Annotated in this window: 23 protein-coding genes; 12 read left to right on the top strand and 11 right to left on the bottom strand. The window is 63.7% G+C overall.

What is annotated here, in order from left to right:
* Position 1 precedes the first annotated feature (1 nt).
* The 4 genes from AWB78_RS23130 to AWB78_RS23115 are packed head-to-tail and all read left to right on the top strand — an operon-like array spanning position 2 to position 3,906.
* On the top strand, positions 2–904 hold the full coding sequence (locus AWB78_RS23130) for a dihydrodipicolinate synthase family protein (RefSeq protein WP_062608317.1): 903 nt from the start codon (positions 2–4) through the stop codon (positions 902–904).
* Positions 901–1,899 carry a 4-hydroxyproline epimerase gene (locus tag AWB78_RS23125; RefSeq protein ID WP_062608316.1) on the top strand — a complete coding sequence of 333 codons (999 nt, stop codon included), beginning with the start codon at positions 901–903 and terminating at the stop codon, positions 1,897–1,899. The genes AWB78_RS23130 and AWB78_RS23125 overlap by 4 nt, the downstream gene beginning before the upstream one ends.
* A 16-nt stretch (positions 1,900–1,915) precedes the next feature.
* Positions 1,916–3,151 (top strand): metal-dependent hydrolase family protein, encoded by a 1,236-nt coding sequence (locus AWB78_RS23120; RefSeq protein WP_062608315.1) that lies wholly within the window; start codon positions 1,916–1,918, stop codon positions 3,149–3,151.
* 50 nt (positions 3,152–3,201) lie between these two features.
* Positions 3,202–3,906: a GntR family transcriptional regulator gene (locus AWB78_RS23115; RefSeq protein WP_062608314.1), complete on the top strand. Its 705-nt coding sequence runs from the start codon at positions 3,202–3,204 to the stop codon at positions 3,904–3,906.
* Here AWB78_RS23115 and AWB78_RS23110 read toward each other — a convergent pair.
* A complete protein-coding gene (locus AWB78_RS23110) occupies positions 3,893–4,333 on the bottom strand; it encodes an aconitase X swivel domain-containing protein (protein WP_062608313.1) in 441 nt (146 codons plus the stop codon). The two genes, AWB78_RS23115 and AWB78_RS23110, sit on opposite strands and share 14 nt — an antisense overlap.
* The gene (locus AWB78_RS23105) at positions 4,320–5,573 is read right to left on the bottom strand and encodes an aconitase X (RefSeq protein ID WP_062608312.1); all 1,254 of its coding nucleotides are present in this window, start codon (positions 5,571–5,573) and stop codon (positions 4,320–4,322) included. Before AWB78_RS23105 ends, AWB78_RS23110 begins: the two co-directional genes overlap by 14 nt.
* A 145-nt stretch (positions 5,574–5,718) precedes the next feature.
* Between AWB78_RS23105 and AWB78_RS23100 the strand changes: the two genes are divergently transcribed.
* Positions 5,719–6,873, top strand: a complete 1,155-nt coding sequence (locus AWB78_RS23100; RefSeq protein ID WP_062608311.1) for a CaiB/BaiF CoA transferase family protein — start codon at positions 5,719–5,721, stop codon at positions 6,871–6,873.
* 225 nt (positions 6,874–7,098) lie between these two features.
* Here the strand turns inward: AWB78_RS23100 and AWB78_RS45345 are convergent, their stop codons facing one another.
* Entirely contained in the window at positions 7,099–7,332 is a 234-nt protein-coding gene (locus AWB78_RS45345; protein ID WP_082883405.1) for a diguanylate cyclase domain-containing protein, read from the bottom strand.
* Positions 7,333–7,599: 267 nt separating this feature from the next.
* On the opposite strand from AWB78_RS45345, the gene AWB78_RS43785 reads away from it, so the two are divergent.
* The 3 genes from AWB78_RS43785 to AWB78_RS23090 are packed head-to-tail and all read left to right on the top strand — an operon-like array spanning position 7,600 to position 9,361.
* Positions 7,600–8,013 (top strand): YkgJ family cysteine cluster protein, encoded by a 414-nt coding sequence (locus tag AWB78_RS43785; protein ID WP_082883404.1) that lies wholly within the window; start codon positions 7,600–7,602, stop codon positions 8,011–8,013.
* Positions 8,014–8,946, top strand: coding sequence for a hypothetical protein (locus AWB78_RS23095; RefSeq protein ID WP_062608310.1), 933 nt, complete (start codon positions 8,014–8,016; stop codon positions 8,944–8,946).
* Between the two features lie 4 nt (positions 8,947–8,950).
* Positions 8,951–9,361, top strand: coding sequence for a hypothetical protein (locus tag AWB78_RS23090; protein ID WP_062608309.1), 411 nt, complete (start codon positions 8,951–8,953; stop codon positions 9,359–9,361).
* Positions 9,362–9,868: 507 nt separating this feature from the next.
* On the opposite strand, the gene AWB78_RS23085 is transcribed toward AWB78_RS23090, so the two are convergent.
* From AWB78_RS23085 to AWB78_RS23060, 6 genes are read right to left on the bottom strand one after another with little or no spacing between them, the layout of a single operon-like run.
* On the bottom strand, positions 9,869–10,690 hold the full coding sequence (locus AWB78_RS23085; protein WP_062608308.1) for an SDR family NAD(P)-dependent oxidoreductase: 822 nt from the start codon (positions 10,688–10,690) through the stop codon (positions 9,869–9,871).
* Positions 10,691–10,711: 21 nt separating this feature from the next.
* Positions 10,712–11,128: a MaoC family dehydratase gene (locus AWB78_RS23080; protein ID WP_062608307.1), complete on the bottom strand. Its 417-nt coding sequence runs from the start codon at positions 11,126–11,128 to the stop codon at positions 10,712–10,714.
* A 13-nt stretch (positions 11,129–11,141) separates the two neighbouring features.
* A complete protein-coding gene (locus tag AWB78_RS23075) occupies positions 11,142–11,579 on the bottom strand; it encodes a MaoC family dehydratase N-terminal domain-containing protein (protein WP_062608306.1) in 438 nt (145 codons plus the stop codon).
* Entirely contained in the window at positions 11,579–12,766 is a 1,188-nt protein-coding gene (locus AWB78_RS23070; protein ID WP_062608305.1) for a lipid-transfer protein, read from the bottom strand. Before AWB78_RS23070 ends, AWB78_RS23075 begins: the two co-directional genes overlap by 1 nt.
* A 35-nt stretch (positions 12,767–12,801) precedes the next feature.
* The gene (locus AWB78_RS23065; RefSeq protein ID WP_062608304.1) at positions 12,802–13,941 is read right to left on the bottom strand and encodes an acyl-CoA dehydrogenase family protein; all 1,140 of its coding nucleotides are present in this window, start codon (positions 13,939–13,941) and stop codon (positions 12,802–12,804) included.
* Positions 13,942–13,965: 24 nt separating this feature from the next.
* The gene (locus AWB78_RS23060; RefSeq protein WP_062608303.1) at positions 13,966–15,870 is read right to left on the bottom strand and encodes a feruloyl-CoA synthase; all 1,905 of its coding nucleotides are present in this window, start codon (positions 15,868–15,870) and stop codon (positions 13,966–13,968) included.
* A gap of 252 nt (positions 15,871–16,122) precedes the next feature.
* Between AWB78_RS23060 and AWB78_RS23055 the strand changes: the two genes are divergently transcribed.
* Positions 16,123–17,316, top strand: coding sequence for an acyl-CoA dehydrogenase family protein (locus tag AWB78_RS23055; protein WP_062608302.1), 1,194 nt, complete (start codon positions 16,123–16,125; stop codon positions 17,314–17,316).
* 17 nt (positions 17,317–17,333) lie between these two features.
* Positions 17,334–18,485, top strand: coding sequence for an acyl-CoA dehydrogenase family protein (locus AWB78_RS23050; protein WP_062608301.1), 1,152 nt, complete (start codon positions 17,334–17,336; stop codon positions 18,483–18,485).
* A 19-nt stretch (positions 18,486–18,504) separates the two neighbouring features.
* Here AWB78_RS23050 and AWB78_RS23045 read toward each other — a convergent pair whose 3' ends face one another.
* On the bottom strand, positions 18,505–21,324 hold the full coding sequence (locus tag AWB78_RS23045; protein ID WP_062608300.1) for a winged helix-turn-helix domain-containing protein: 2,820 nt from the start codon (positions 21,322–21,324) through the stop codon (positions 18,505–18,507).
* A 311-nt stretch (positions 21,325–21,635) separates the two neighbouring features.
* Here AWB78_RS23045 and AWB78_RS23040 point away from each other — a divergent pair, with 311 nt between their 5' ends.
* Together AWB78_RS23040 and AWB78_RS23035 are read left to right on the top strand one after the other, a co-directional pair.
* A complete protein-coding gene (locus AWB78_RS23040) occupies positions 21,636–22,751 on the top strand; it encodes a porin (protein ID WP_062608299.1) in 1,116 nt (371 codons plus the stop codon).
* 133 nt (positions 22,752–22,884) lie between these two features.
* Positions 22,885–23,223 (top strand): BON domain-containing protein, encoded by a 339-nt coding sequence (locus tag AWB78_RS23035; protein ID WP_062608355.1) that lies wholly within the window; start codon positions 22,885–22,887, stop codon positions 23,221–23,223.
* Positions 23,224–23,290: 67 nt separating this feature from the next.
* Here AWB78_RS23035 and AWB78_RS23030 read toward each other — a convergent pair whose 3' ends face one another.
* Positions 23,291–24,718: an aldehyde dehydrogenase family protein gene (locus AWB78_RS23030; RefSeq protein WP_062608298.1), complete on the bottom strand. Its 1,428-nt coding sequence runs from the start codon at positions 24,716–24,718 to the stop codon at positions 23,291–23,293.
* Positions 24,719–24,727: the final 9 nt, after the last annotated feature.

Below are 24,727 nucleotides of genomic sequence, written 5' to 3'. Positions count from 1 at the left end.
CATGCAAGTGAACTGGAAAGGCGTATTTCCCGCCGTCACGACGAAGCTGAAACAGGACGGCTCGCTCGATCGCGATGCGATCGTCAACGGTCTGAACCGTCTGATCGACAGCGGTGTGGGCGGCGTCGTGATGATGGGCATGGTCGGCGAAAACGCGCAGTTGACGTCCGAAGAGAAGCGCACGGTGCTGAAGATCGCCGTCGAAACGGTGAACGGGCGTGTGCCCGTCATCTCCGGTCTCGCGGAACTGAACACGGCCAATGCGATGCAATTCGCGAAAGACGCGGAAGCCATCGGCGTGCAGGGCCTGATGGTGTTTCCCGGCCTCACGTATCGCTCGGACGATCGCGAGACGGTCGAATACTATCGGTCGATCGCGCGCTCGACGAAGCTTGGCCTCATGATCTACAACAACCCGCGCGGCTATGGCGTCGACATGCGGCCCGATCTGCTCGCGCAACTCGCCGATGAACCGAACGTCGTCGCGATCAAGGAAGAGACTTACGACACGACGCGCGTCACCGATCTTTATGCGCGCTTCGGCGATCGCTTCGTCGTGTTCTGCGGCGTCGACGATCTGATCGTGGAATCGGTCGCGCTCGGCGTGAAGGGCTGGGTCTCGGGCATGGCGAACGCGATGCCGAAAGAATCCGTCGATCTGCTCAACTACGCGGTGAATGGCGAGTACGACAAGGCGCGCGCGCTGTATCGTGCGTTGATCGATCTCTTCCATCTCGACACGCACGTGAAGCTCGTGCAGTACATCAAGCTCGCGGAGAACATCACGGCGGGCTATCCGGAGTACGTGAAGGCGCCGCGCCTGATGCTCGAAGGCGAGGAACGGCAGCGCACGATTCAGATCGTCGAGAAGGCGATCGCCAACGTGAAGGCGCTTGCGCAATGAAGTCCACGTTCTTCTGCATCGACGGACATACATGCGGCAATCCGGTGCGCGTCGTCGCGGGCGGCGCGCCGCCGCTCGAAGGAGCGAACATGATCGAGCGCCGCGCGCACTTCCTGCGCGAGTTCGACTGGATACGCACCGCGCTGATGTTCGAGCCGCGCGGCCACGAGGTCATGTCCGGCAGCATCCTCTATCCGCCGACGCGCTCCGATTGCGACCTGGCGATTCTCTTCATCGAAGTGAGCGGCTGTCTGCCGATGTGCGGGCACGGCACCATCGGCACGGTGACGACCGCCATCGAACATGGACTCGTGCGGCCGCGTGAGCCTGGCGTGTTGCGGCTCGATACGCCTGCGGGCCTCGTCGTCGCGCGATATCGGATGAACGGCGAACATGTGGATTCGGTGCAGCTCGTGAACGTGCCTTCGTTTCTGCATTCGCGGGACTTGTCCGTCGATGTCGATGGTATCGGCGAAATTCGTTTCGATGTCGCGTATGGCGGCAACTTCTATGCGATCGTCGAGCCGCAGGGCAATTACGAAGGCTTGCATGCGCTGAAGCCGTCCGACATTCAACGCCTGAGCCCCGTCCTGCGTCAGAAGGCGAACGAGAAGTACACGTTCGTGCATCCGGAGAACGATGCGATACGCGGCCTGAGTCACGTGATGTGGACCGGCGAGCCGACAGTCGAAGGCGCGAGCGCGCGCAACGCGGTGTTCTACGGCGACAAGGCCATCGACCGGTCGCCGTGCGGCACGGGCACGTCGGCGCGCATGGCGCAGCGTGTCGCGAAGGGGCAGTTGAAGATCGGCGAGCGCTTCGTGCATGAAAGCATCATCGGCACCTTGTTCGAAGGCGTGCCGATGGAAGCGGCGCGCGTCGGCACATACGATGCGATTGTGCCAAGCATCGAAGGATGGGCGCGCGTGACGGGTCACAACACGATTTTCGTCGATGACCGCGATCCGCTCGCACACGGATTCCTGCTGAAATAACGGGAGAAACCACGCCATGTTGATACTGAAGAACGCACGCGTGCTCGACGTCGATCATGAACGCGACGACGGCCGCTATTCGATCGTGATCGACGGCGACACGATCCGCGAAGTCACGCGCGAGCCGGTGCAGACGAGCGGCGCGCAGGTGATCGATGTCGGCGGCAAGACGGTGATGCCCGGCATGATCGATTGCCATGTGCATGTGATCGCGTCGGTCGCGCATCTCGGCAACAACAGCCGTCTGCCGAACACGTTCGCCGTGTTGCGCGCGGTGCCGATTCTCGCGGGCATGCTGAACCGCGGCTTCACGACCGTGCGCGATGCGGGCGGCGCGGACTATGCGCTGTCGCGCGCGATCGAAGATGGCGTCATCGCGGGGCCGCGCCTGTTCGTCGCGGGCAAGGCGCTCTCGCAGACGGGCGGGCATGGCGACTTCCGCGAGCGCTTCGATAACTCGGACCCGGACCCGTGCGGCTGCAATCGCAACATGGGCGCAATCGGTCGCGTGGTCGATGGCGTCGATGAAATGCGCAAGGCGGTGCGCGAGGAAATGCGCGCGGGCGCGCATCACATCAAGATCATGGCTTCGGGCGGCGTGGCTTCGCCGACCGATCCCATCGGCAACCTGCAATTCTCCGTCGATGAAGTAAAGGCTGCTGTCGAGGAAGCGGAGTCGCATCAGACATATGTAATGGCGCATGCGTACACCGCAAAGGCGATTGCGCGCGTGGTGAAACTCGGCGTGCGCACGATCGAGCACGGCAATCTGATCGATGACGAAACCGCGGGCGTGATGGCCGAGCATGGCGCCTATGCGGTGCCGACGCTCGTCACGTATGACGCGATGTCGAAAGTCGGCGCGCAGATGGGGCTCGCGCAAGACACGCTCGACAAGAATGAATCCGTGCGCAAGCGCGGACTCGAGGCGCTCGCGATGCTGCACAAGCGCGGCGTGAAGATGGGCCTCGGCACGGACTTGCTCGGCGACATGCATCAGTATCAGAACGATGAGCTATCGATACGCGCGGATATCGTCGGCCCATTCGAGGCGATTCGTCAGGCGACAGCGTATGGCGCGGAGATCGTGAACATGAAGGGCAAGCTCGGTGTCGTCGCGGCGGGCGCGTATGCGGACTTGCTCGTCGTCGATGGCGATCCGCTGAAGGATATTCGCGTGCTGACAGGGCAGGGCGAGCGCATCGCGGGCGTGATGAAGCATGGTGCGTGGGTGCGCGAGAAGCTGCTATGAACGTGCATGTTACGATGCCGCAACCCAACGAATAAGCGCTAAAGAAGCACATGCCTCCGGTCGCCACAAAGCCTCGCGCGGAAGCGCCGAACGCGAGCGAATCCACGCACAAGATCGTCCGCACGACGACCGTCGAGCTCGTCACCACCGCGATCCGGCAACGCATTCTTTCCGGCGATCTCGCGCCCGGCGAAGTGCTGCGTCAGGAAGCGCTCGCCGAGGAGCTCGGCGTGAGCCGCGTGCCGATCCGCGAGGCGATCACGCGGCTGACCGGCGAAGGCCTGGTGACGAAGGAGCCGCACAAGGGAGCGTATGTCGCGGAGCTGTCGATCGAGGAAGTGCAGGAGACGTTCGAGATCCGCTTGCGGCTGGAGCCGTGGCTCTTTTCGCAGGCGATCCCGCATATCACCGATGCCGAAATCGCGAAGGCCGAGAAGCTCGTCATCGCAATGGATCAGGCGGAATCGGGCGTCTGGGGGCAACTGAACTGGCGTCTGCACGAGACGCTTTATCTGCCCGCGCGCCGCGACATCACGTTGCAGATGCTGCGCGTGCTGCACGACCGCAGCGACCGCTATTTCCGCTTTCAGGTGGTGCAGGTGCCGATTCGCGAGCAGTCGCACGAAGAACATATGAATCTGATCGATGCATGCAGGAAGCGCGATGCAAAGCTCGGCGCGAAGCTGCTCGAACAGCACGTGAAGACGGCAGCGCAGCAGATCATTTCGGTCGTCGAAACGATCATGGCGCGATGAGGCGCACGCTCGCGGGGCGTGATGCGTCGCGCGCATCGATTTCGATGAGAGCAACCGCATCGGCGGACGCGATCTGCGCGAACGCGGTTTCATCGACCATCACGACCGGCACGTTCGACGCATAGAGCTCGTTCGCGACGATCGCGCCTATCGACAGAATCAGATCCCGTTCCGAGAGCACGATGCCGAGAGGCCCGGTGCCGTTGCGCAACGCTTCGGCGAGCACGCTGCTGCTCGAACTCGATCCGCGCGCACGCGGCATCACGAGAATGTGCGACGCGAGACTTTGGCCGTGACCCGCATGCGTCGCATCGACGATCACGCCGCGTTCGGCATCGTAGCCGCCCCAGAAGCTGAGCGGCTGCAACGCGATGCCCGAAGCACGCGCATGGCCGGGAACGAGTGTGACGGCCTCAAACGTTTTCATCGATGCACACCTTTCCCTCGAACGCCGATCGCACGCATTCGCTCATGCTGCCGAATGCGACCGTCACACCGATATTCGCCGGCGCGTAATGCGCCCATTTGCCTGAGTTGGTCATCACGAGGCCGCGCGTCTGCTTCATCACCGGCGTGATGTATGTGCATGTGTCCACGACGATCTGCACGCCGCGCGCCGTGAGCGTCTGCGCGATGCCTTCCTCTTCGAGTTGCCAGAGCACGAAGCGGCTCGTGTTCACATAGACATCGCAGCGCGGCGAGCCTTCGTGGTGATCGAAGAGCGCGTCGAGCGTGCGGAATTCATCGACGGAAAAATGCGGCGTGCCGAGACTCACGGCGGCGAGCGCATCGCCGGGCTTCGCGTGACTCCAGCGCTTGCGCACGGCAAGCAGATCCGATGCGCTCACGGAGATCGTGAGTTCGGGCGCGCGGTTCTGGAGCGCGGCATCGAGCGTGGCGGCTTCCGGCGTGATGCCGACCGCATGAAAGAGCGCGACCGATCCGCTCGATGCCGCCGCTGCACCGAGCGCCTTCAATTCGTCTTCGGTGGTGTCGTCGGGCAGGCCGGTGATGGCCGCGACCGTCGCGCCGACTTCGCTGCCGAGCAGAAAGCCGAGCGCGGCGAAATCGGTATCCCGATGTGTCGATGCGCGCAAATCCGGTGCCACGATCACGATGCGCGCCGCGCGATTCGCCGTGACGTGCAGGCCCGCGTTCGGCACGCGGCCGGTGATGGCGGCGGCGAGATCGAGGAAATCGCCGTAGCGGCTCGTGCGCGCGCCGAGCACGGAATTGGCGAAGACGATCGCATTCGATTCGGCCCAAGCGATCTGATCGCCCAGCTTCGGACGATGCTTCAACTGATACGGCGCGCACGTGAAGCTCGCCTCGCAGCCGAGCTCGATATGCGCCTGCATGAGCCGCGTGCCCGCGCTCGCGATGCTGGCATCGCCGTGGAAGAGTTCCGGATGAATGAGATCGAGCGAGCCGACGTTGAGCGTGGTCGGCACGGCGACCTTCGCGCCGCTCGCGACGAAGCGCTCGACGAAATCGAGACTTGCCGCGCCGTGATAGAGACAGCCGTCGATATGAGCGGACGAGATGTCGATGAGCGTATCGGCGTCCATGACGTGAGCCGTCGCCGCGACGATGCGCATCGCGAGCGCGAGGCCATCGCCGAGATCGCCGTTGAGCATCGCGGTGTCGCGTGGGGAGAGTGTGAGCATCGGATTCGATGACCGGGCGCTGATGGATGTCGGCCCAGCATAACGGATCGGCTCGAAACGATCCACCCGATGCGGGTGGCGCGGCTCGCGCGCGCGTCTGGCTTACTGCGAGAACGCATAACTTTCGAAACGGAGACAGACAGTCATGGGCGTATTGAGCGGAGTTCGGGTTCTGGAGTTCGAGGCGATCGGTCCTGCGCCGTTCGGCGGCATGTTGCTCGCGGATATGGGCGCGGACGTGTTGCGCGTGGATCGGCCCGTGGCGGCCGGCGATCTCGGCCCGAAGATCAGCGGCAAGCACAAGAATCTGACGGGACGCGGACGGCGTTCGATCACGCTCGATCTCAAGAAGCGGGAATCGGCCGAGGCGGCGCTCGAGCTGATGTCGAAGGCGGATATCGTCATCGAAGGATTTCGTCCGGGCACGATGGAGCGATTGGGCATCGGTCCCGATGCCGCGTTCGCGTGCAATCCGAGGCTCGTGTACGGGCGCATGACGGGGTGGGGGCAGACGGGGCCGCTTGCCGATCGTGCGGGGCATGATCTGAACTACATCGCGTTGTCGGGCGTGCTGTCGGGCATTGGTCGCGCGGGCGAGTCGCCGGTGCCGCCGTTGAATCTCGTCGGCGATTATGGCGGCGGTGGGATGTTGCTTGCGCTCGGTGTGGTCGCGGCGTTGTTCAACGTGCAGCGTGGGGGCAAGGGGCAGGTTGTCGATGCCGCGATGATCGAGGGCGCCGCGCAGCTCGGCACGACGATGTGGGGGTTGATTGCTTCGGGGAACTGGCGGGAGGCGCGTGAGAGCAATCTGCTCGATGGCGGGACGCCCTGGTATGACAGCTATCGCACGCGCGATGGGCATTACATGGCCGTCGGGGCGGTGGAGGCGCGGTTCTATGCGGAGTTGCTGGAGAAGCTCGGCCTGGCCGATGCGGAGTTGCCGAAGCAGCATGATCGCGAGGGCTGGCCGGTTCTGAGGGAGCGGTTTGCGGCGGTGTTTGCGGAGCGGACGCGTGAGGAATGGTGTCGCGTGTTCGATGGTAGCGATGCTTGTGTGGCGCCGGTGCTCGGGTTCTCGGAGGCGCCGGGGCATCCTCAGCATCGGGCGCGGGAGAGTTTCGTCGAGTTCGATGGGGTCGTGCAGCCGGCGCCGGCGCCGAGGTTTTCGCAGACGCCGTCGGTGATTGCGCGGCCCGCGCCGCAGCGGGGGGAGGGGGGATACGCTGCGCTTAGGGAGTGGGGGTTTGGGGAGGCGGGGGTTGAGGGGTTGCGGGGGAGGGGGGTGGGGTTTGGGGGGTGAGGGGGCTGCCGGCAGTGGATAGTGCTGTCGGCGGTTTCGCTTGCAGTGCGGCGTTGGGGAAAGGGCGGCGACGCTGTACGTGGTTCTGCGACTGGGATCGAACATTCATCCGATGTGGACGGGCATCAATAGCGTTGGCGGACGTCTGCCCGATGATGGTCTATGACACACCGATCCGGGCGCCGCTCGGACGGTGGGTGATTGGCCTTAGCTGACGCTCGCCGTTCAAGCGCCATGCGGCTGCAGCCCGCCGCTTAAACATTCTCCGCCCCAACGAGCCAGTTGCGCCCCGTGTGGAAGGACGGCGGCGGCACGGGTTGCAAAGTCGACAAGTACATCATCCCCAGTGGAATTACCGTACGTGTCGTTAACATGCTTGAAGTGGTCGATGTCGATCAACAATAGCGAGAGAAACCACCTCGGAGAGGTTCGGGAATTCGAACATTCGCTCGATCGCACTCTGGCCCACCGCTGGGCTTAAACGTCCGCGCCCTTCGTTGCGCGTGTCGCATGCAGCACCGCTACTCGGTCAGGATGCGACGTTCGCTCGACGAATCTCCCGGGCGCTCAAGCGTCCAGGATCGTCGGAACAGCAGCCATTCGATCCCAGTCTCAAGTTCCGCGGTCAGTTGCCGTAAAGACGGTACCGTCGCTCGATTCTAGAGTATGGATTAGATAACGATCACGTTCGGTCAGCATGGTTGAAGCGCGCACATTGAACAAGAAATGAAAGCTAGAGAATCCTTTGAAGCACAGCACGGCGCTCTAACCGCGGAAATTGGCGAAGGCATACGTTATTACCAGCCGGTACAAACGTTTGCCCTGCCACACGAACCAAGCGCTTCAGCTGCATTTTTCTGTACAAAATGCGGGCTGTGCTGCCAGAATCTAGACAAATCTACGGTTTATGCACACCTGGACCGCGGTGATGGAACTTGTATAAATTTTGACAGTATCAGTCATATTTGCAAAATCTATAGCAGCCGGCCATTGATTTGCAGAGTGGACGAGTTCTACGAGCAAAACCTGTCCGCGCACACGAGCAAAAACGAATACATCGCAGCTAACTTGAAAGCGTGCGCAGATGCACAGCAAGCACACAAAATTGACATTTCTCCGACGCGTAAAGAGGGATTTTAAATGCCGCTTCCAATAATTCTGTGGGGTGCGGCCGCTGCTTTGGCGGCAACTGGAGTATTCAAAGGCGTTGAGGCGTCTAACAACTTTGACACGGCCAAAAGCATCGGCGAGGATGCAGAGCGTGAATTCAAAAAGGCATCTCAAGTTCTGGATGTCGCGCGCGAGGAAACCCAAGCGGCGCTGGCTGCACTCGGTAAGTTAAAAATCCATACGTTCAGCCATCAAATTAAATACCTCGTTGAAGTCTTCAAGAAACGAAAAGACACTAAGAGCACCCTCAAAGGGTTCAATGAGAATCTCACCGTAGAGGAACTTAAGGCTTATGAGAGGCTGGTGCTGAACTCTTTAGAAATTGAGAAAGGCCTTGCATCTGGAGTGGGTGGCGGAGCGTTGGCGGCTATTGGGGCCTATGGTTCCGTAGGGGCATTAGCCAGCGCCTCAACTGGCGCGGCCATTTCTGGGCTTTCAGGCGCGGCGGCTACTAATGCGACCTTGGCTTGGCTTGGCGGAGGTGCATTGAGCGCCGGCGGATTTGGAATGGCCGGAGGTATGATTGCCTTGGGCGGAATTGTGCTCGGCCCGGCGCTCGCAATCGGCGGCTTCATGATGGCGAGCAAAGCCGAGGAAGCTTTGACTAGAGCTCGTGATTACCAAGCAAAAGTAGAAACCGCCATTGCAGAGATGGAAGTGTTGAAAACAGCACTAAAGGCAATAAGAACAAATGCGGCCGAGATGGCTAAAACCATTACCGAGCTTGTAACGCGCTTCGAGGCGATCAAAGTCGAAGACGAGCGCGACCGTAACGCATTCGAAAGGATGGTGTTGCTTGGAACGGGCCTGAAAAAAATACTTGACGTACCAATCATCACGCCCGACGGTTCAGCGGCCAAGAATATCAAAGGTACGATTTCCGGGATTCTGACCTTGAGCTAAGAACATGAAAAAGAATATTCAAAGTATCTTTCAGAAAGCGCCTGCTATCCCGTTGCAAGCGGCCCAGTCTTCTTTCGAGATGCTAGTGTCATCTTGGCTGGAATACAAAAAGGTTGCAGAAATTGAAGGTACCAAAAGAGCAGCTATATCGGCATTCAAAGACGTTAAGTTAGAACAGATCGGTGCCCAAAGAGCCATTTTGGAGCAGTACTTGGCTAGGACCTTCGAAGAGCGAGCCACAACGATTCAGAGTTTATTCGAAGTGCTCGACAGGGGCATTGAAGCTGGCGATAGCGGCCTAATAGGCGGTGCAATCGGTGCAATCGTGGACATTTCCAAGCAGTCTCCCCTTGCTGGCGCGCGCGAGCTTATCGGTGCCTTTTACGATCCGGATATCAAGACGATCGAGTTTTAGGCACTCTACGCAGCGTAACTTCGATCGACGCCCGCGCGTTTGAATGTCGCCTCGCGATTTCAGCGAGCGACGCCGGATGCTCGCAACCCCTGCGTCCAAAACCGTTCGGGCGATTTACTAATACAGCAAATGCACGGCCAGAAGGCAATGAGCCGCAGTCGTTTCGCCCTCTAGTATTTGCCCTACCTTGGTCGGGCCAAAGTCCGTGCCGCACGCGGAGCCAGCCTGGATGACCGGAGCGTCCCAATCCCTGCCTTTGGATTGTCGAGAAGTGACCGCCGGCGATGGGTCCGTGAGTGTGGGCTGGCTGACGCAGGCAGTCGCGATCCTGCCGCGCAACGCCGCCAAGGTCAGCAATCCGCCAGCCGGCCGACGTTAAACGCAACCGGCCTCAATGCCCGCAATGGCCAATTTCCCGACCCCGCAAACGAAAAAAGCACGTCCGGGCCAACCCCCGAACGTGCCAAAGCCCTACCACTCACACAAAGAATTAAAACGAAAAACCCCTTACTGCAAATTCCCCGCCACCGCAACCGTCTGTCCGGTAATGTAATTCGACTCCGGCAAGCAGAACAGATAAACGCCACCAGCCGCTTCCTCCGGCGTACCCCCGCGCCCCAGCGGATTCCGCTGAGCATGCGACTTGAGCATATCGGCATTCAACCCAACCCGAATATCCCGCCCATCGATCGTCACCGAAGCCGCCGCCTCCGTACTCACCGTCATCCGCGTATGAATCAATCCGAACGCGACGCAGTTCACATTGACATTGAACCGTCCCCACTCACGAGCCAACGCACGCGTCATCCCAATGACACCCGCCTTCGCCGATGAATAGTTCAACTGCCCGGCGTTCCCATTCAACGCCGACACCGACGAAATATTCACGATCTTCCGATAATTCTCGCGCCCCGCTTCCTTATCCGCGGCATGCAACGCCTTGATATGCGGATAAGCCGCGCGCAAGATGCGAAACGGCGCCGTCATATGACAATCGATGATCGCGTACCACTGCTCATCGGTCATCTTCTGCACGACATCGTCCCACGTATAACCCGCGTTATTGACGATGATATCGATGCCCTTGAACGTATTCATCGCCGTACCGACGAAACGGTCCGCGAAATCCGGCGCGGATACATTCCCCGGACACGCCACCGCTTCCGTGCCTTGCTTGCGAAGCAGTTCCACAGTCTCCTGCGCCGGCTCCGCATCCAGATCGTTGATGACGAGCCGCGCGCCTTCGCTCGCGAGCTTGAGCGCGATCGCCTGACCGATGCCGCGTCCCGAGCCGGTTACCAATGCAACTTTGCCTTCGAGCTTTCCCATGATGTCTTCCTGATGAATGTGTCAGAGCGCGACCACCGCGTCGCCGAGCACGCGCGGTTCGCCATATTGATTGACGGTCTGAATCTCGAGCCGCACGCGTCGTTCGCCCTCGGCTTCGAATTTCTCGGTGACCTTGCCCGTGCACGTCACCACATGCCCGAGCTGCGTAATGCCGACAAAACGCACGCCGAACGAGCGCAACTGGCGTTGCTCTACCCACGACGTGAGCAGGCGGCCAAGCCACGCCATCGACAACATGCCGTGCGCGAACACGTCCGGCACGCTGGCGCGGCGCGCATAGTCGGTGTCGATATGAATCGCGTTGTGATCGCCCGACGCGCCCGCGAAGAGCGCGAGCGTCGTGCGGTTGACCGGGGGAAGGGTGAGCGGCGGCAAGGCGTCGCCGACCTGAATCGAATCGAAACTGATGGTGCTCATTCGCTGTCCCCGGTTATCGCTGAACGATGACGCTGCGCAGATCGGCCACGTGCTCGCCGCGCTGGTTCGTCACACGCGTTTCGCGCACGATGAACCACAGCGCGCCGTTCTTCTTGTCGTAGATATCCGCGATACGGCTCTCGTAGCGCAACTGATCGCCCGCATACGCCATGCGGTGATACACGAACGACTGCTCGCCATGCAGAATGCGCGACGACACGATGCCCAGTTCCTCACGCCACGCCGTGGCCGTCTGCTCGAACTCGAGCGAGAACAGAAACGTGGGCGGCAGCGGCAGCGCGGGATAGCCGGCATCGTGCGCCGTGGCTTCGTCGAAGTAGACCGGATTCGTTTCGCCGATCGCCTTCGCGAAGAAGCGCAAGCGCCACGCATCCGCGCTTGCCGTGAACACCGGCAAGCGCATGCCGATATGCTTCCTGTCGATGTTCATCACGCGGTCCGCTTGTAGATGGTGACCACGCCCGCGCCGCCGAGGCCGAGGTTGTGCTGCAACGCGAGCTTCGCGTCCTTGACCTGACGATCGCCCGCCGTGCCGCGCAGTTGATGCGTCAGTTCGTAGCATTGCGCGAGACCCGTCGCGCCGAGCGGATGGCCCTTCGAAAGCAGGCCGCCCGACGGGTTCGTCACCCACTTGCCGCCATACGTGTTGTCGCCATTCATGACGAGTCGCTCGCCTTCGCCTTCCTTGCACAGACCGAGTCCTTCATACGTCAGCAGCTCGTTCTGCGCGAAGCAGTCGTGGAGCTCGATCACGTCGATATCCTCGGGGCCGACGCCCGCCTGCTCATACGCCTGCTGCGCCGCGGTGCGCGTGATATCGAAGCCGACGACGCGAATCATGTCTTCCGACGCATACGTGCTCGGCAAATCGGTGGCGCACGACTGGCCCGCGATCATCACGTCGGTGCGCAAGCCGTGCTTGCGCGCGAACGCTTCCGACACGATGATGGCCGCCGCGCCGCCGCATGTCGGCGGGCACGCCATCAGTCGCGTCAACACGCCTTCCCACAGCACCGGCGCGTTCATCACGTCTTCCGTCGACACGACATTGCGGAACACCGCGAGCGGATTGCGCGCCGCGTGCTCGCTCGCCTTCGCGCGAATGCGGGCGAACGTTTCCAGCTTCGTGCCGTACTTGCGCATGTGCGTGAGGCCCGCGCCCGCGAACTGGCGGATCGCAGTGGGAATCTCGGTGTGGCCGACGAGCTTGTTCGTCAGATCGAGCGCGCGTTCGAGCGCGGGCGCGCGGTCATTCCATTTCGACGCCAGCGCGCCCGGCTGCATGTATTCGAAGCCGACCGCGAGCGCGCATTCCACCGCGCCCGACTCGACGGCCTGGCGCGCGAGGAAGAGGGCGGAAGAACCCGTCGCGCAATTGTTATTGACGTTGATGACCGGCACGCCCGTCATGCCGACGCGATAGATCGCCTTCTGCCCGCATGTCGAGTCGCCGTAGACATAACCGGCATACGCTTGCTGAATGGCCTTGAAGTCGAGACCGGCATCGGCGAGCGCATCGCGGATGGCGATTTCGCCCATCACATCGTACGTTTCGCTCGCGCCCGGCTTCTTGAACGGGATCATGCCAACACCGGCGACAAACACCTTGCGACTCATATGCTTCTCCTTCAGTGATTGAGGATTCGTTGGATTCACAGCTTGCGCGAGATGAGGTCGCGCATGACTTCGCTTGCGCCGCCATAGATGCGCGTCACGCGAGCATCGACGAACGCGCGGGCAACCGGGTACTCGAGCATGTAGCCGTAGCCGCCATGCAGTTGCACCATGTCATCGAGCGCCTTGCCGAGGGTTTCGGTGGAGAAGAGCTTCGCAATGGCCGATTCCTCGAGCGTCAGGCGCCGGCGCATGTGCACGTCGAGGTAGTGATCGACCATCAGACGCACCGCGATGGCTTGCGCCTTGATGTCGGCGAGCTTGAACTTGGTGTTCTGGAAATCCCACACGGTCTGATTGAACGCGCGACGGTCCTTCACGTAATTCAGCGTGTGTTCGAGGCACGTTTCCAGCCGCGCCGCCGCGCCGACCGCGATATTCAGGCGCTCCTGCGGCAGTTCGGCCATCAGATAGGCGAAGCCCTTGCCTTCCTCGCCGAGGCGGTTCTCGACCGGGACGCGCACATCGTCGAAGAAGAGTTCCGCGGTGTCCTGCGCGTGCATGCCGATCTTGTCGAGCTTGCGGCCGCGCCGGAAACCTTCGCGCGTCGTCTCGACGACGATCAGGCTCACGCCCTTCGCGCCCGCCGTCGGATCCGTCGTGCAGACGACGATCACGAGATCCGCATTCAGACCGTTCGTGATGAACGTCTTGCTGCCGTTGATGACGTAGTGATCGCCGTCGCGGCGGGCCGTGGTGCGCACCGCTTTCAGGTCGCTGCCGGTGCCGGGTTCGGTCATCGCGATGGCGAGGATCTGCTCGCCCGCGCAAATGCCGGGCAGCCAGCGGCGCTTCTGTTCCTCACTGCCGATGCGCGCGATATACGGCGCGACGATGTCCGAATGCACCGCGAAGCCCGGGCCGCTCACGCCCGCGCGCGTCATTTCCTCGTTGACGACGACCACGTGCCCGAAATCGCCGCCGCCGCCGCCGTATTCGCTCGGAATCGACACGCACAGCAGGCCCTGCTTGCCCGCCTTCAGCCATGTCTCGCGATCGACGCGGCCGGCCTTGTCCCATTCCGCCTGGTGCGGGACGCATTCGCGCTCGAAGAACCGCCGAGCAGTAGTACGAAGCATTTCATGATCGTCTCGAAAGACGGTGCGATCGATGTGCATTGCAGATTCCTGGGAGGTTGGGTCTTAGTTATTCGCGTGGCGCGGCGCGCGGCCGTTGCACGCGATATGTGAAGCCGGTTCGGCCTGATACAGCGCGTCGATCAGGTGGGCGCGGCGCGCGCGCGTGATGGCCTGATTGACGTAGCCTTTGTCGGCGATTTCGTTGGCGTCGAGCGACGGCGGCTCGGCCATCAGCATGAGCCGCTCGATCACGAGCGTCGCGCCGCCCGCTTTCTGTTGTGCGAGACGCCGGCTCAATTCGGCGACGACGAGCGGATGCGTCACGAGCGCGGCCGCGTCGAGCGAGGCAAGCTCGGGCGCGATGCGCTGGCACGCCGCGACGTTCGGCCACGCGAGCGCGGCGAGATAGTCCCGGTCATGGCCGCAGATCACGGCGTCGGACAGAAGCGGGGCGCAGCAGTCGAGCAGGCCGAGCCGCAGCGCGCCGGTGCGTACCCACGAGCCGTTCGCGAGCTTGAAGTCCTCCACGGTGCGGCCCGCGAAGATCATGCCTCGTGAAGGATCGGCGGGATCGGCGAGACGCACGGCGTCGCCGAAACAGAAGAAGCCTTCCTCGTCGAACGCGGCGGCGGTCAGTTCCGGCTGGCCGATATAGCCGCCGAACACGTTCGGGCCGCGCAAGCGGATTTCATAGCGGCCGTCTCCGCCTTCGAGCGGCAGGAGCTTCACTTCCGAGCCGATCGCGGGCGTGCCGATGTTGCCGGGCATATCTGTCGGCCAGCTGCAATACGTGCCCATGCCGGACGTTTCCGTCGATGCGAGGCCCGTGCAGAACGTGATGCGCTCGCCGATCGTTTTCTCCGCGACGTTCTGGATGCGCTTCCACACTTCCACCGGCATGCTCGCGCCGCCGTAACCGAAGAAACTCGCGTTGGCGAAGAGGCTGTCGGCGAGTTGCTGATCGCGTTCGAGCTCGGTGGCGAGCACGTTCCATGCGGACGGCACGCTCGTGAAAATGGTCGGCGACACGTCGCGCAGATTGCGCACCGTGCGCTCGATCATGCCGGGCGCGGGGCGGCCGTCGTCGATGTAATGCGTCGCGCCGAACTGGATCGCGCGGCCGAGGTGCAGCACGCCGCCCAGGCCGTGATGCCACGGCAGCCAGTCGAGGAAGACGGGCTGCGCATCGAGCAGCCACGCGAAGCCATCGGAGTAATAGGCGGCGACTGCGCCGAGATTGCCGTACGTGAGCCGCACGGCCTTCGGCAAGCCGGTGGAACCGGACGTGAAGAGCACGCGGGCGGAGTTGTCGTCCCGAATGGAGGCATGCGCGCGCTCGATGGCGCTCAGACTCGCTTCATCGAGCGGACGGCGCGTGAACGCTTCCCACGCATGTTGCCCGTCCTGCGCGCCTTCCACCGCGATGACAGGCGCGTCTTGCAGATCGAGGGCCGCGAGCGCGCGTGCATACGGCCCGACGGACTGCACGAACACCGCGCCGGGAGGCACCATCTGGCAGATCGCCTTCAGGCGCGCGAAGTCCTTGCTCATGAGCGCGTAAGTGGGCGATACCGGCGCCGCCGGAATGCCCGCGTATTCCGCCGCCAGCAACACCACGGCCTGTTCGATGGAATTGCCGGACAGCAGCATGAGCGGACGTTGCGCGTTCAGCCCCATGTCCAGCAGCGCGGCCGCGACGGTCCGCACCTGGCGCCACAACTCGCTCCAGCTGAGCGAGCGCCACGCGCCGTTTTTATCGCGCTCGCAGAACGCGGCAGTATTGCCGCGTTGCGCGGCCCAGAGCGGAACGAAGTCCGCGAACGAGCGCTGTTCGATACGAGGCAGCGCGCGAGCGCTACGGAGAATCAACGTGCCGTCCGCGCGATGCTCGACGAGCGTTTGACGCTCGGGAAACCGCACAGGACGATAAGACAGTGCCACCTTGCCGCTTGCTTCGAGCGTGCTCATTACGTCTGTCTCCCGAGCCTGGATGTTTTTTGCCGGATGCGGCCGCGAAACCGCGCGCCGTACTCCGGCCGCTGATGTGTCGATGACGCCTTGCGGCGAGATCGTTGTGCCCTTGATCGAAGAATAGGCAAGGTGCACCGGCACGTGACCACCCGAGGTGGGTGGCGGCCCGGCTGGCCGCGCCGCGTATCGTGATTTCGTCTGGGTGCGCAACGACGCGCACCATCGGGAACGTATCAACGAGGACGTTCAATGAAACTCAGTTATTCGAAAGCGCACCTCGCGTTTCGTGAGGAAGTGCGCGTGTTCCTGCGAGACCATGTTCCTCAGGATCTGCGCGACAAGGTGCTGAATCATCGTCATCTCGAACGGGACGACGCGATCCGCTGGCAGCGCATCCTGCATGCGCGCGGCTGGGGCGCGCCCGGCTGGCCCACGGAGTTCGGCGGCACCGGCTGGAACGCGCTGCAGCGCTTGCTGTTCGATATCGAATGCGGCCTTGCGGGCGCGCCGCGCCAGCTTCCGTTCGGGCTCAACATGATCGGCCCCGTGCTGATGAAGTTCGGCAGCGCCGCGCAGCAGATGCGCTACCTGCCGCGCATTCTCTCGGCCGAGGACTGGTGGTGTCAGGGCTATTCCGAACCGGGCGCGGGCTCGGATCTCGCCTCGCTCAAGACGCGGGCGGTGCGCGAAGGAGACCATTACATCGTGACCGGGCAGAAGACCTGGACCACGTACGCGCAGCACGCCGACTGGATGTTCTGCCTCGCGCGCACGGACCCCGAGGCGAAGCAGCAAAACGGCATTTCGCTGTTGCTCATCGACATGAAGACGCCTGGCATCACCGTCCGCCCGATCGACACGCTCGAAGGCGCCGCCGATGTCAACGAGGTCTGGCTCGACGACGTGAAAGTGCCCGCCGCGAATCTCGTCGGCGAGGAGAACCACGGCTGGACTTACGCGAAGTATCTGCTCGGCCATGAGCGTACGGGCATCGCGGGCATCGGTCATTGCCGCCGGGAATTGCTCTACGTGAAGGCGCTGGCGCAGAACGAGCGCAGAAACGGCAAACCGCTCGCGGACGACGTGCGCATCCGCGAGAAGATCGCGCGCATCGAGGCCGAAGTCATGGCGCTGGAAATGCTGCTGATGCGCGTGGCGTCGGAGGCGAGCCAGCGCGGCGCGGGCGTCGAGTCGTCGATTCTCAAGATTCGCGGCTCGGAACTGCAGCAGGCGTTGTCGGCGCTGCACGTCGATATCGCCGGGCCGAACGCATTGCCGTTCTCGCCCGACTGGCTCGCGTACGGCTTCGAGGGCTGGACGCCCGGCTCCGGCTACGGCGCGAACGTCGGCAGCTTCTATCTCGACATGCGCAAGCCGACCATTTACGGCGGCACGAACGAAGTGCAGAAGGAAATCATCGCGAAAGCGATCCTCGACCTCTAAGACAGGCAGACGGCAAGATGGACTTTTCATATAGCGAAGAGCAGCGCCAACTCGCGGACAGCCTGAGGCGCTTCACCGAAGAGCGTTATCCGATCGACGCGCGTCGCAAGGCGGTGCGCGAGCCCGAAGGTTTCAGCCGCGACGCATGGCGCGTGTATGCGGAATTCGGCCTGCTGGGACTGAACATCTCGTCCGATCACGGCGGCTTCGACGGCAACGCCACCGATACCTTCGCGGTTCAGTTCGAAGCGGGCCGCGCGCTGCTTCCCGAGCCGCTGATTCCTTGCGCGGTGATGGCAGCCGGTCTGATCCAGCGCTTCGGCACCGCGGCGCAGCGGCAAGCGTGCCTGCCCGCGATAGCCGAGGGCCGCGAGATCGTGACGCTCGCGTATCAGGAAGCGGGCGCTCGCTACGACTTCGCGCGTCCGGTGACGGTTGCGTGCGTCGAGAACGGCGGCTTCGTTCTCGATGGCCGCAAGGTTCACGTATGGCACGGCGAGGCCGCGCAATCGCTGATCGTATCGGCGTGGAATACGTCGGCGCAGGTGATGTCGCTGTTCGTCGTGCCGGTGTCGGCGGCGGGCGTGGCGATCCGCGCGTATCCGACGCTCGACGGCGAGCGCGCCGCCGAGGTCACGCTGCAGGCGGTGCATGTGCCGCACAGCGCGTTGCTCGGCGATGACCCGCGCGGCGAGCCGATGCTCGAAGCCGCGCTCGAACTGGGCATCGCGGCGCTGTGCGCGTCGAACGCGGGCGCGATGGAACGGCTGATCGACATGACCGCCGACTATCTGCGCACGCGCAAGCAGTTCGGGCAAGTGCTCGGGCGCTTCCAGGCGTTGCGTCATCGCATGGCGGACATGCTCGTGCAGAAGGAACTGGCGCTGTCGATGGCGCATCTGGCCGCATCGGCGATCGACGAAACGGATGCCGGCGAGCGGCGCCGCATGATTTCGGCGGCGAAGCTGATCGTGAGCCGCGCGGCGCGTTTCATCGGCGAACAGGCCGTGCAGTTGCACGGCGGCATGGGCGTCACGGCAGAGTTGGCTGTCGGCGACTACTTCAAGTATCTGACGGCGTCGTCGCTGCGCCTGGGCGACGCCGACTTTCATGCCGACGTGCTCGCCAACTTGCCGGTCGACGCCGGCACGCGCGCGATCATCGCGTGATGCGCGCTCGCGCACGGGATCACGCGCCATCGCCCAGCGCGAGATCCCGCGAGCGCGCAACGGCTTCATCGCGGCTCGACACGCCGAGCTTGCTGTAGATGTTTTTCAGGTGCCATTTGACTGTCTCGGGCGAAATGCCCATCGTCCGGGCAATCTTCTTGTTCGGCAGCGCCTGCGCAAGCAGGCTCAGCACCTTCGATTCGCGCGCGCTCAGGACGTCGTGAGCCCTGGCGTCCGCGGATCGTGCGCCCGTCTTCGTCGATGCCGGCGGCGTCGCGGTGGCGCGTGCGTGTGCTTCGCGCAGGCGATCCGCGTAGAACTGGAGCACCGCGTCCTGCGGTTCGTCGCGCGCGACGCGGCTGATCAGGTCCGCAACGGCGGGATCGGCGTCGAGCAGCGTGCGCACGAGGCCCAGGCGATGTCCGCTGCGCATGGCCGACAGCATGAGCTTGCGAGCCGACACGGCGTCGCCGAGGTGCCACGCCGCGACGGCCTTCTGCGCTTCGAAAAAGGCCAGACGCCGCTGCCAGCCGCGCTCGCGGCACAGCTCGATCAGCGATGACAGCGCATGCGCCGCCGCGTCGTAGTCCTCGTGGGCGAGACGCCAGTCGACGTGTGCCTGCTGCGCCACGACGTGGAAGTGCGGCGCAGCCTCCGCCAGCGATTCCGCGCGCGCGGCCAATGCGTCGAGCCGCGCCATGTGGGCCTGAGCGGCATCGAGCTGGCCGCGTTGCAGATCGCGTCGAACGCGCTGCGCGAGGCAATGCGCGAGCACGTGGCGCAGATCGTGACGTGCCGCGTAGTCTTCGAGACGATCGAGGCATGCGAACGCATCGAGCCGATGACCCGCCAGCCAATGCGACGACGACAGCACGGTCAGCACGCTCATCACGGAATCGGGAAACGACACGCGCTCGATCACGTCGAGACGTTCTTCGAGCAGCGTGCGCGCCTGCTCCGCATCGCCGGATTCGTAGAGCACTTCGCCGAGCAGCGCGGCAGAGAGCGCCGACGCCTCGGCCGCCGCGCTGCCGCGCTGCTCGGCCTGATAAAACACGTCGCGGCATACGCGCTCGGTTTGCAGCACGTCGCCCTGTAACAGATGGCTGAAGCCCGCGAGCGCGCGCCCGCTCAGCACGCCCGCCGACGTACCCATGATCGGCGTGCCGTCGAGATGCGCTGGCGCGCGGCCGGTCTGGACGCGGCGCGCTTCGTCGAAGTCGCTGCGCCGCGTGTGCACCCAGGAGAGCAGATTGTTGTGCGCGCCGACGACGACGCCTTGCGCGTCGGGAGGCAGCGCAAGCAGGCGGGGCAGCAGTGCGCAGGCGGCGTCGAGATCGTCGCGCTGAACCGCCAGCGCGCTTTCGAGCAGCGTCAGGCGGTAGCGCGAATGCACATCGTCCGGCGCGAGATCGGCATGCAGGCGTTCGATCGCATCGGCGCACGCATCGAACTCGCGGGCATACAGATGCAGATGGATCATCCACAGCCGCAGGCCGACTCGCGCCTGAATCTCGGCTTGCGGCAGCAGGCGCATCAGCGCGACGACCTTGCGCAGGTCGCCGCGCAATTGCAGGCTGCGCGCGATGCGCGCGACGAGGTCCGCCGCCGCGGCAGGCTCGCCCGCGAGGACGGCATGGCGCACGGCTTCATCGGCGTGATCGTGCTGGCGGAACCATTGCCACGCCGCGTGATGCACTTGCCGCTGCTGCGTTTCGCTGCGTGCGGCGAAGCGCCCGAGCAGGGTTTCGCGGAACAGCGGGTTCAGCCGATACCACGCGTGATGCGCATCGTGTCCGGCGGGCGCGAGAAAGAGGTTGTCGTTTTCGAGGCGCGCGAGCAGCTTGAGCACGCTGTCGAGATGATCGGTGCCGCCGAGCAGCGCGACGCACAGCGGCGCGCAGAGCCGATCGCACACGGCCATGCGTACCAGCAGCTCGACTTCGCTCGCGGCGAGCCGCGACAACACTTCGCGCTCGAAGAACTCGGCGAAGGTATGGACATCGAGAAGCTGCGAACCCGTGAAGGCATCGTCGGGCGTGGGCCGCACAGGCGCCGCTTTCCTGCGCCTCGCGCCGACCACCATCAGTTGCAGGCCGGCGACCCAGCCGTCGGTCATCTCGTGCATCTGGCGCGCATCGCGCGAACCGATCTCGGGACATTGCGACTTGAGGAACGCCCGGGATTCGGCCATCGAAAAGCGCAGGTCGCGCAAGTCGAGTTCGAGCAGCAGACCGGCGTCGCGAATGCGTCCCACCGACAACGGAATCGCGCCGCGCGACACCAGCACGACATGCAGATTCGGCGGCGCGTAATCGAGGAGCCATTGCAGCGACCGATGGCAGCGCCGGTCCGTCAGGCGGTGCAGGTCGTCGAGCACGAGCACGAGATCGCCCTGACGGCTCGCGATGCCGCGCACGAGCGCAATGATCGTGCGCTCGACCGCTTCGTCGTCCATGCCGCGGCCGCCGAGGAACGCGGCGTCGCGCGAGATCGACGGATCGACCTGCGCGAGGCTCGCGGCGAGAGCGTCGAGAAAGCGGGCGAGGTCGTCGATTTCATCGGCGAGCGTGAGCCACGCGACCTGAAACGCGAGCGGATACAGCGCCTCGCGCCACGCGATGAGGGCGGTCGTCTTGCCATAGCCCGCCGGACCTTGCATGACGATGCAGCGCTTGCGGCGCGCTTCGATCAGCTGCGTGAGGAGGCGTTCGCGGCCCACGACGCGCGTCGATACGCGCGGCGACACGTACGCGGATTCGACTGGCTGGGAGGCGGACGGCGGTGCCGCGTCGGTCCCGATATGATTCGGATTGCAAAGGACGATGGTTTCAGTCATCAAACACCTGCGTCGTCAATATGGTTTTTGCCGTTGATTCTATCGCTCACGATACGTGCCGCGCGTTAGGGAACACGCTTAGGCCGTCCGTGAATTTATCGGATCGCGGCGCGTGTGCCTGCCGTCTGCACGGACGGTAGTTGGCGCAACGAACGAATTCGGGTATTCCCGTGCCCACTCGGTTCGGGTAGTGGTGGGGGCGTGATCCCCTGCAACACTGCGTCGGAATGGGTCGGCATGGCGTCGGTGCGTGTTACGCGAATCGATTGCGCGCGCCGGACAGAGCAGAAATCCAAGACGAGGAGACACTCATGCGTTTCATCAGGAAGAGCGTTGCCGGTGCGGCGCTCGCGGTTGCGGCCAGCGGTGCGTCCGCGCAGTCCAGCGTCACGCTCTACGGCGTCGCCGATGCTTTCTTTCAATGGTTCAACAACGGCGGCACGCAATCCTGGTCGATGCGAAGCGGCGGCAACAGCGGCTCGATGGTCGGCCTGAAGGGCAGCGAAGATCTCGGCGGTGGTCTCAAGGCCGTCTTCACGCTCGAGAACGGATTCAACATCAACAACGGGACGTTCTTCGCGGATTCCGGCGCGATGTTCTATCGTCAGGCGTGGGTCGGCATGGCGCACGAGAAATACGGTTCGCTGACTTTGGGCAGGCAATATCAGCCGACTTTCTGGTCGCTCTATCCGACCGATCCGTTCCGCGCGAACGAGGTGCTCTCGCCGCTCGCGGCGGCGTCCACGTCGTTCGATCGCAACACGATCGCCACGCAAACCGGCGGCGGACGTTCGAGCAACGCGGTCGTCTATAAATCGCCGAATATCAGCGGGTTCCAGCTCTGGGGCATGTATGCGCTCGCAGCGACTGTCACGCAGCCGTATCCGCAGACTACCGGCAATATGTTGGACATCGCCGGAACGTACTCGGGCTACGGGCTCTACGCGGGCCTCTCCTATCAGTTCCAGCACGCTGGTTCGAAGAGCATTCCGGGGCTGCCGGCCGCGGTCAACACGGTTTCGGTCGAGCATTTCACGGGTGCGCTCGCATACCGGTTCGGCATCGTGAACCTGCAGTTCAACTACACGTATCACAAGCCGCAAGATCCGGCCGCGGGCTCCGTCGCCGCGCGGCTCAATGCGGCGCATCCGTTCAGTGTGGCTGAACTCGGCGCGACGATTCAGGCCACGCCCGCCGACGCCATCGAAATCGCCGGTTTTCAGCGCCTCGTGCGCGGCGTGCATGACAACAGCTGGGGCATTCAGCTCGGCGCGGACCACGCGCTCTCGAAGCGCACGTCGCTTTATGCGCGCGCAGGCTACATAAAGAACAACGGCCTCGCGACGATGACCTGGCCGGGCCTCACGGCAATCGGCACGGGCGAGAACCAGACGCTCGTGGGCGTCGGCATGTCGCATCGCTTCTGATTCGCTTCGTGCGCACTTCGGCCGGGCTTGCTGGCGCGGCGGAGTGCGCGTTTCGGGTTTCATCGCATCTGACATCGCTACAACGACCATGGCAACAAACAACACTTTGAAATTCATCCGAACCGCGCAAACGATGATCGGCATCGCCGCTGTGAGCGCAGCGCTTCACGTCCATGCGCAGAATGTCGCGTCGGCGCCTTCGGCTGCGTCTGCCGCGGCACCGGCACCGGCGGCCAGCGCGAGCAAGTCGTCGAGAGCGGCTGACCGCGCACTGCGCCGGCGTGTGCTCACCGCACTCGGCAAGGCAAAGGGCCTGCGCCCGAGCGGCATCACGGTGCGCGCGACGGCTGGCGACGTGCTGCTGGAAGGCTGGGTGCCGGAACAAGCGCAGATCGACCAGGCGACGCGGGTGGCGCAAAGCGTGCAAGGCGTGAAAACGGTGCGCAACACGCTGACGCTCTCGACCTTCTGACTCGAAACAGATCCGGTCCGATCAGCGCGACGGGGCAGCCCGCCGCGCTTTTTTACGTCATTCCGCGTCAGGCACAGCCCGCGATCGACTTCGTTTCGAGGAACTCGGAAAGACCGTGGTCGCCGAACTCGCGTCCATTGCCCGAGGTCTTGTAGCCACCGAAAGGCGCGTTCAGATCGATGGAGGCGCTGTTGAGCATCACCGCGCCCGCGCGCAGACGATCCGCCACGCGCCGCGCGCGCGCCGGGTCCGCCGACGACACATAGGCCGCGAGCCCGTAATCCGTATCGTTGGCGATGTGGATGGCTTCTTCCTCGCTCGCGTACGGGATCATCACCAGCACCGGCCCGAAAATTTCCTCGCGCGCGATGCTCATGTCGTTATGCACGTTCGCGAACACCGTCGGACGCGTGTAGAAGCCGCGCGTGAGCCCGGCAGGACGCCCGATGCCGCCGGCGGCGAGCGTCGCGCCTTCGTCGATGCCGCGCTGGATCATCTGCTGCACGCGCTCGTATTGACGGCGGTTCGAGATCGGCCCGACCTTGGTATCGGCAAGCAGCGGATCGCCGACCGTCAATGCATTGGCAGTCGCCGCCGCGATGGCGACAGCCTGCTCGTACAGCGGCTTCGGCACCAGCATGCGCGTCGGCGCGATGCAGGTCTGACCGGAGTTGATCATGCAGGAAATCACGCCATGCGATACCGCGCTCTTCAGGTCGGCGTCGTCGAGAATCAGGTTCGGCGATTTGCCGCCCAGCTCCTGCGTCACGCGCTTCACGGTCGGCGCGGCCTTGATCGCGACATCGACGCCCGCGCGCGTCGAACCGGTGATCGACACCATGTCGACGTCGCGATGACTCGCGAGCGCGCCGCCGATCTCGGCGCCCTCGCCGTAAATCATGTTGAAGACGCCCGCGGGCACGCCCGCATCGTGCAGGATTTGCGCGAAGATTTCGGCGTCGAGCGGCGTGATCTCCGATGGCTTCAGCACGATGGTGCAGCCCGCCGCGAGCGCGGGCGCGACCTTCGCCGCGATCTGGTTGAGCGGCCAGTTCCACGGCGCGATCAACGCCGTCACACCGACCGCCTCGCGCACGATCTGCGTGGCGCCGCGCGCGGTCACGAACGGGAAGCTCTGCAGCGCGGTCAGCGTGCCGTGAAACTGGCCGAGCCCGGCGGGCGCCTGCCGCTCGCGCGCGAGCCATGCGGGCGCGCCCATTTCCGTGGTGATGGCTTCCGCGAGCGCGTCGATGCGCGTCTTGTAGAGCGCCATGATCTTGCCGAGCAGCGCGGCGCGCGTGTCGACGCTCGTGCGCGACCACGCGGGAAACGCGGCGCGCGCCGCGGCGACGGCGGCATCGACATCCGCGCTCGTGCCCATCGCCACGCGGCCGACGACTTCTTCCGTCGCCGGATTGACGATGTCGGCGAACTTCGCGCCGGCGGCGGGCTCGACCCATCGTCCGCCGATATAAAACCTGTTCAGCTCTTTCACGACTTCTCC

It is taken from the genome of Caballeronia calidae (assembly GCF_900044055.2).
GTDB classification, from domain to species: Bacteria; Pseudomonadota; Gammaproteobacteria; order Burkholderiales; family Burkholderiaceae; genus Caballeronia; species Caballeronia calidae.
The sequence above is the reverse complement of the archived record's forward strand: the minus strand, read 5'-3'. Positions and strand labels throughout refer to the sequence as shown.

Excerpts from the sequence above, each read along its gene's own strand:
- AWB78_RS23115 (WP_062608314.1), top strand. The coding sequence starts at position 3,202 with ATGCCTCCGGTCGCCACAAAGCCTCGCGCGGAAGCGCCGAACGCGAGC.
- AWB78_RS23060 (WP_062608303.1), bottom strand. The coding sequence starts at position 15,870 with ATGAGCACGCTCGAAGCAAGCGGCAAGGTGGCACTGTCTTATCGTCCT.
- AWB78_RS23035 (WP_062608355.1), top strand. The coding sequence starts at position 22,885 with ATGATCGGCATCGCCGCTGTGAGCGCAGCGCTTCACGTCCATGCGCAG.
- AWB78_RS23050 (WP_062608301.1), top strand. The coding sequence starts at position 17,334 with ATGGACTTTTCATATAGCGAAGAGCAGCGCCAACTCGCGGACAGCCTG.
- AWB78_RS23105 (WP_062608312.1), bottom strand. The coding sequence starts at position 5,573 with ATGCTCACACTCTCCCCACGCGACACCGCGATGCTCAACGGCGATCTC.
- AWB78_RS23095 (WP_062608310.1), top strand. The coding sequence starts at position 8,014 with ATGCCGCTTCCAATAATTCTGTGGGGTGCGGCCGCTGCTTTGGCGGCA.
- AWB78_RS23040 (WP_062608299.1), top strand. The coding sequence starts at position 21,636 with ATGCGTTTCATCAGGAAGAGCGTTGCCGGTGCGGCGCTCGCGGTTGCG.
- AWB78_RS23125 (WP_062608316.1), top strand. The coding sequence starts at position 901 with ATGAAGTCCACGTTCTTCTGCATCGACGGACATACATGCGGCAATCCG.
- AWB78_RS23100 (WP_062608311.1), top strand. The coding sequence starts at position 5,719 with ATGGGCGTATTGAGCGGAGTTCGGGTTCTGGAGTTCGAGGCGATCGGT.
- AWB78_RS23110 (WP_062608313.1), bottom strand. The coding sequence starts at position 4,333 with ATGAAAACGTTTGAGGCCGTCACACTCGTTCCCGGCCATGCGCGTGCT.
- AWB78_RS23070 (WP_062608305.1), bottom strand. The coding sequence starts at position 12,766 with ATGAGTCGCAAGGTGTTTGTCGCCGGTGTTGGCATGATCCCGTTCAAG.
- AWB78_RS23055 (WP_062608302.1), top strand. The coding sequence starts at position 16,123 with ATGAAACTCAGTTATTCGAAAGCGCACCTCGCGTTTCGTGAGGAAGTG.
- AWB78_RS23120 (WP_062608315.1), top strand. The coding sequence starts at position 1,916 with ATGTTGATACTGAAGAACGCACGCGTGCTCGACGTCGATCATGAACGC.
- AWB78_RS43785 (WP_082883404.1), top strand. The coding sequence starts at position 7,600 with ATGAAAGCTAGAGAATCCTTTGAAGCACAGCACGGCGCTCTAACCGCG.
- AWB78_RS23085 (WP_062608308.1), bottom strand. The coding sequence starts at position 10,690 with ATGGGAAAGCTCGAAGGCAAAGTTGCATTGGTAACCGGCTCGGGACGC.
- AWB78_RS23045 (WP_062608300.1), bottom strand. The coding sequence starts at position 21,324 with ATGACTGAAACCATCGTCCTTTGCAATCCGAATCATATCGGGACCGAC.
- AWB78_RS23130 (WP_062608317.1), top strand. The coding sequence starts at position 2 with ATGCAAGTGAACTGGAAAGGCGTATTTCCCGCCGTCACGACGAAGCTG.
- AWB78_RS23075 (WP_062608306.1), bottom strand. The coding sequence starts at position 11,579 with ATGAACATCGACAGGAAGCATATCGGCATGCGCTTGCCGGTGTTCACG.
- AWB78_RS23065 (WP_062608304.1), bottom strand. The coding sequence starts at position 13,941 with ATGCACATCGATCGCACCGTCTTTCGAGACGATCATGAAATGCTTCGT.
- AWB78_RS23080 (WP_062608307.1), bottom strand. The coding sequence starts at position 11,128 with ATGAGCACCATCAGTTTCGATTCGATTCAGGTCGGCGACGCCTTGCCG.
- AWB78_RS23090 (WP_062608309.1), top strand. The coding sequence starts at position 8,951 with ATGAAAAAGAATATTCAAAGTATCTTTCAGAAAGCGCCTGCTATCCCG.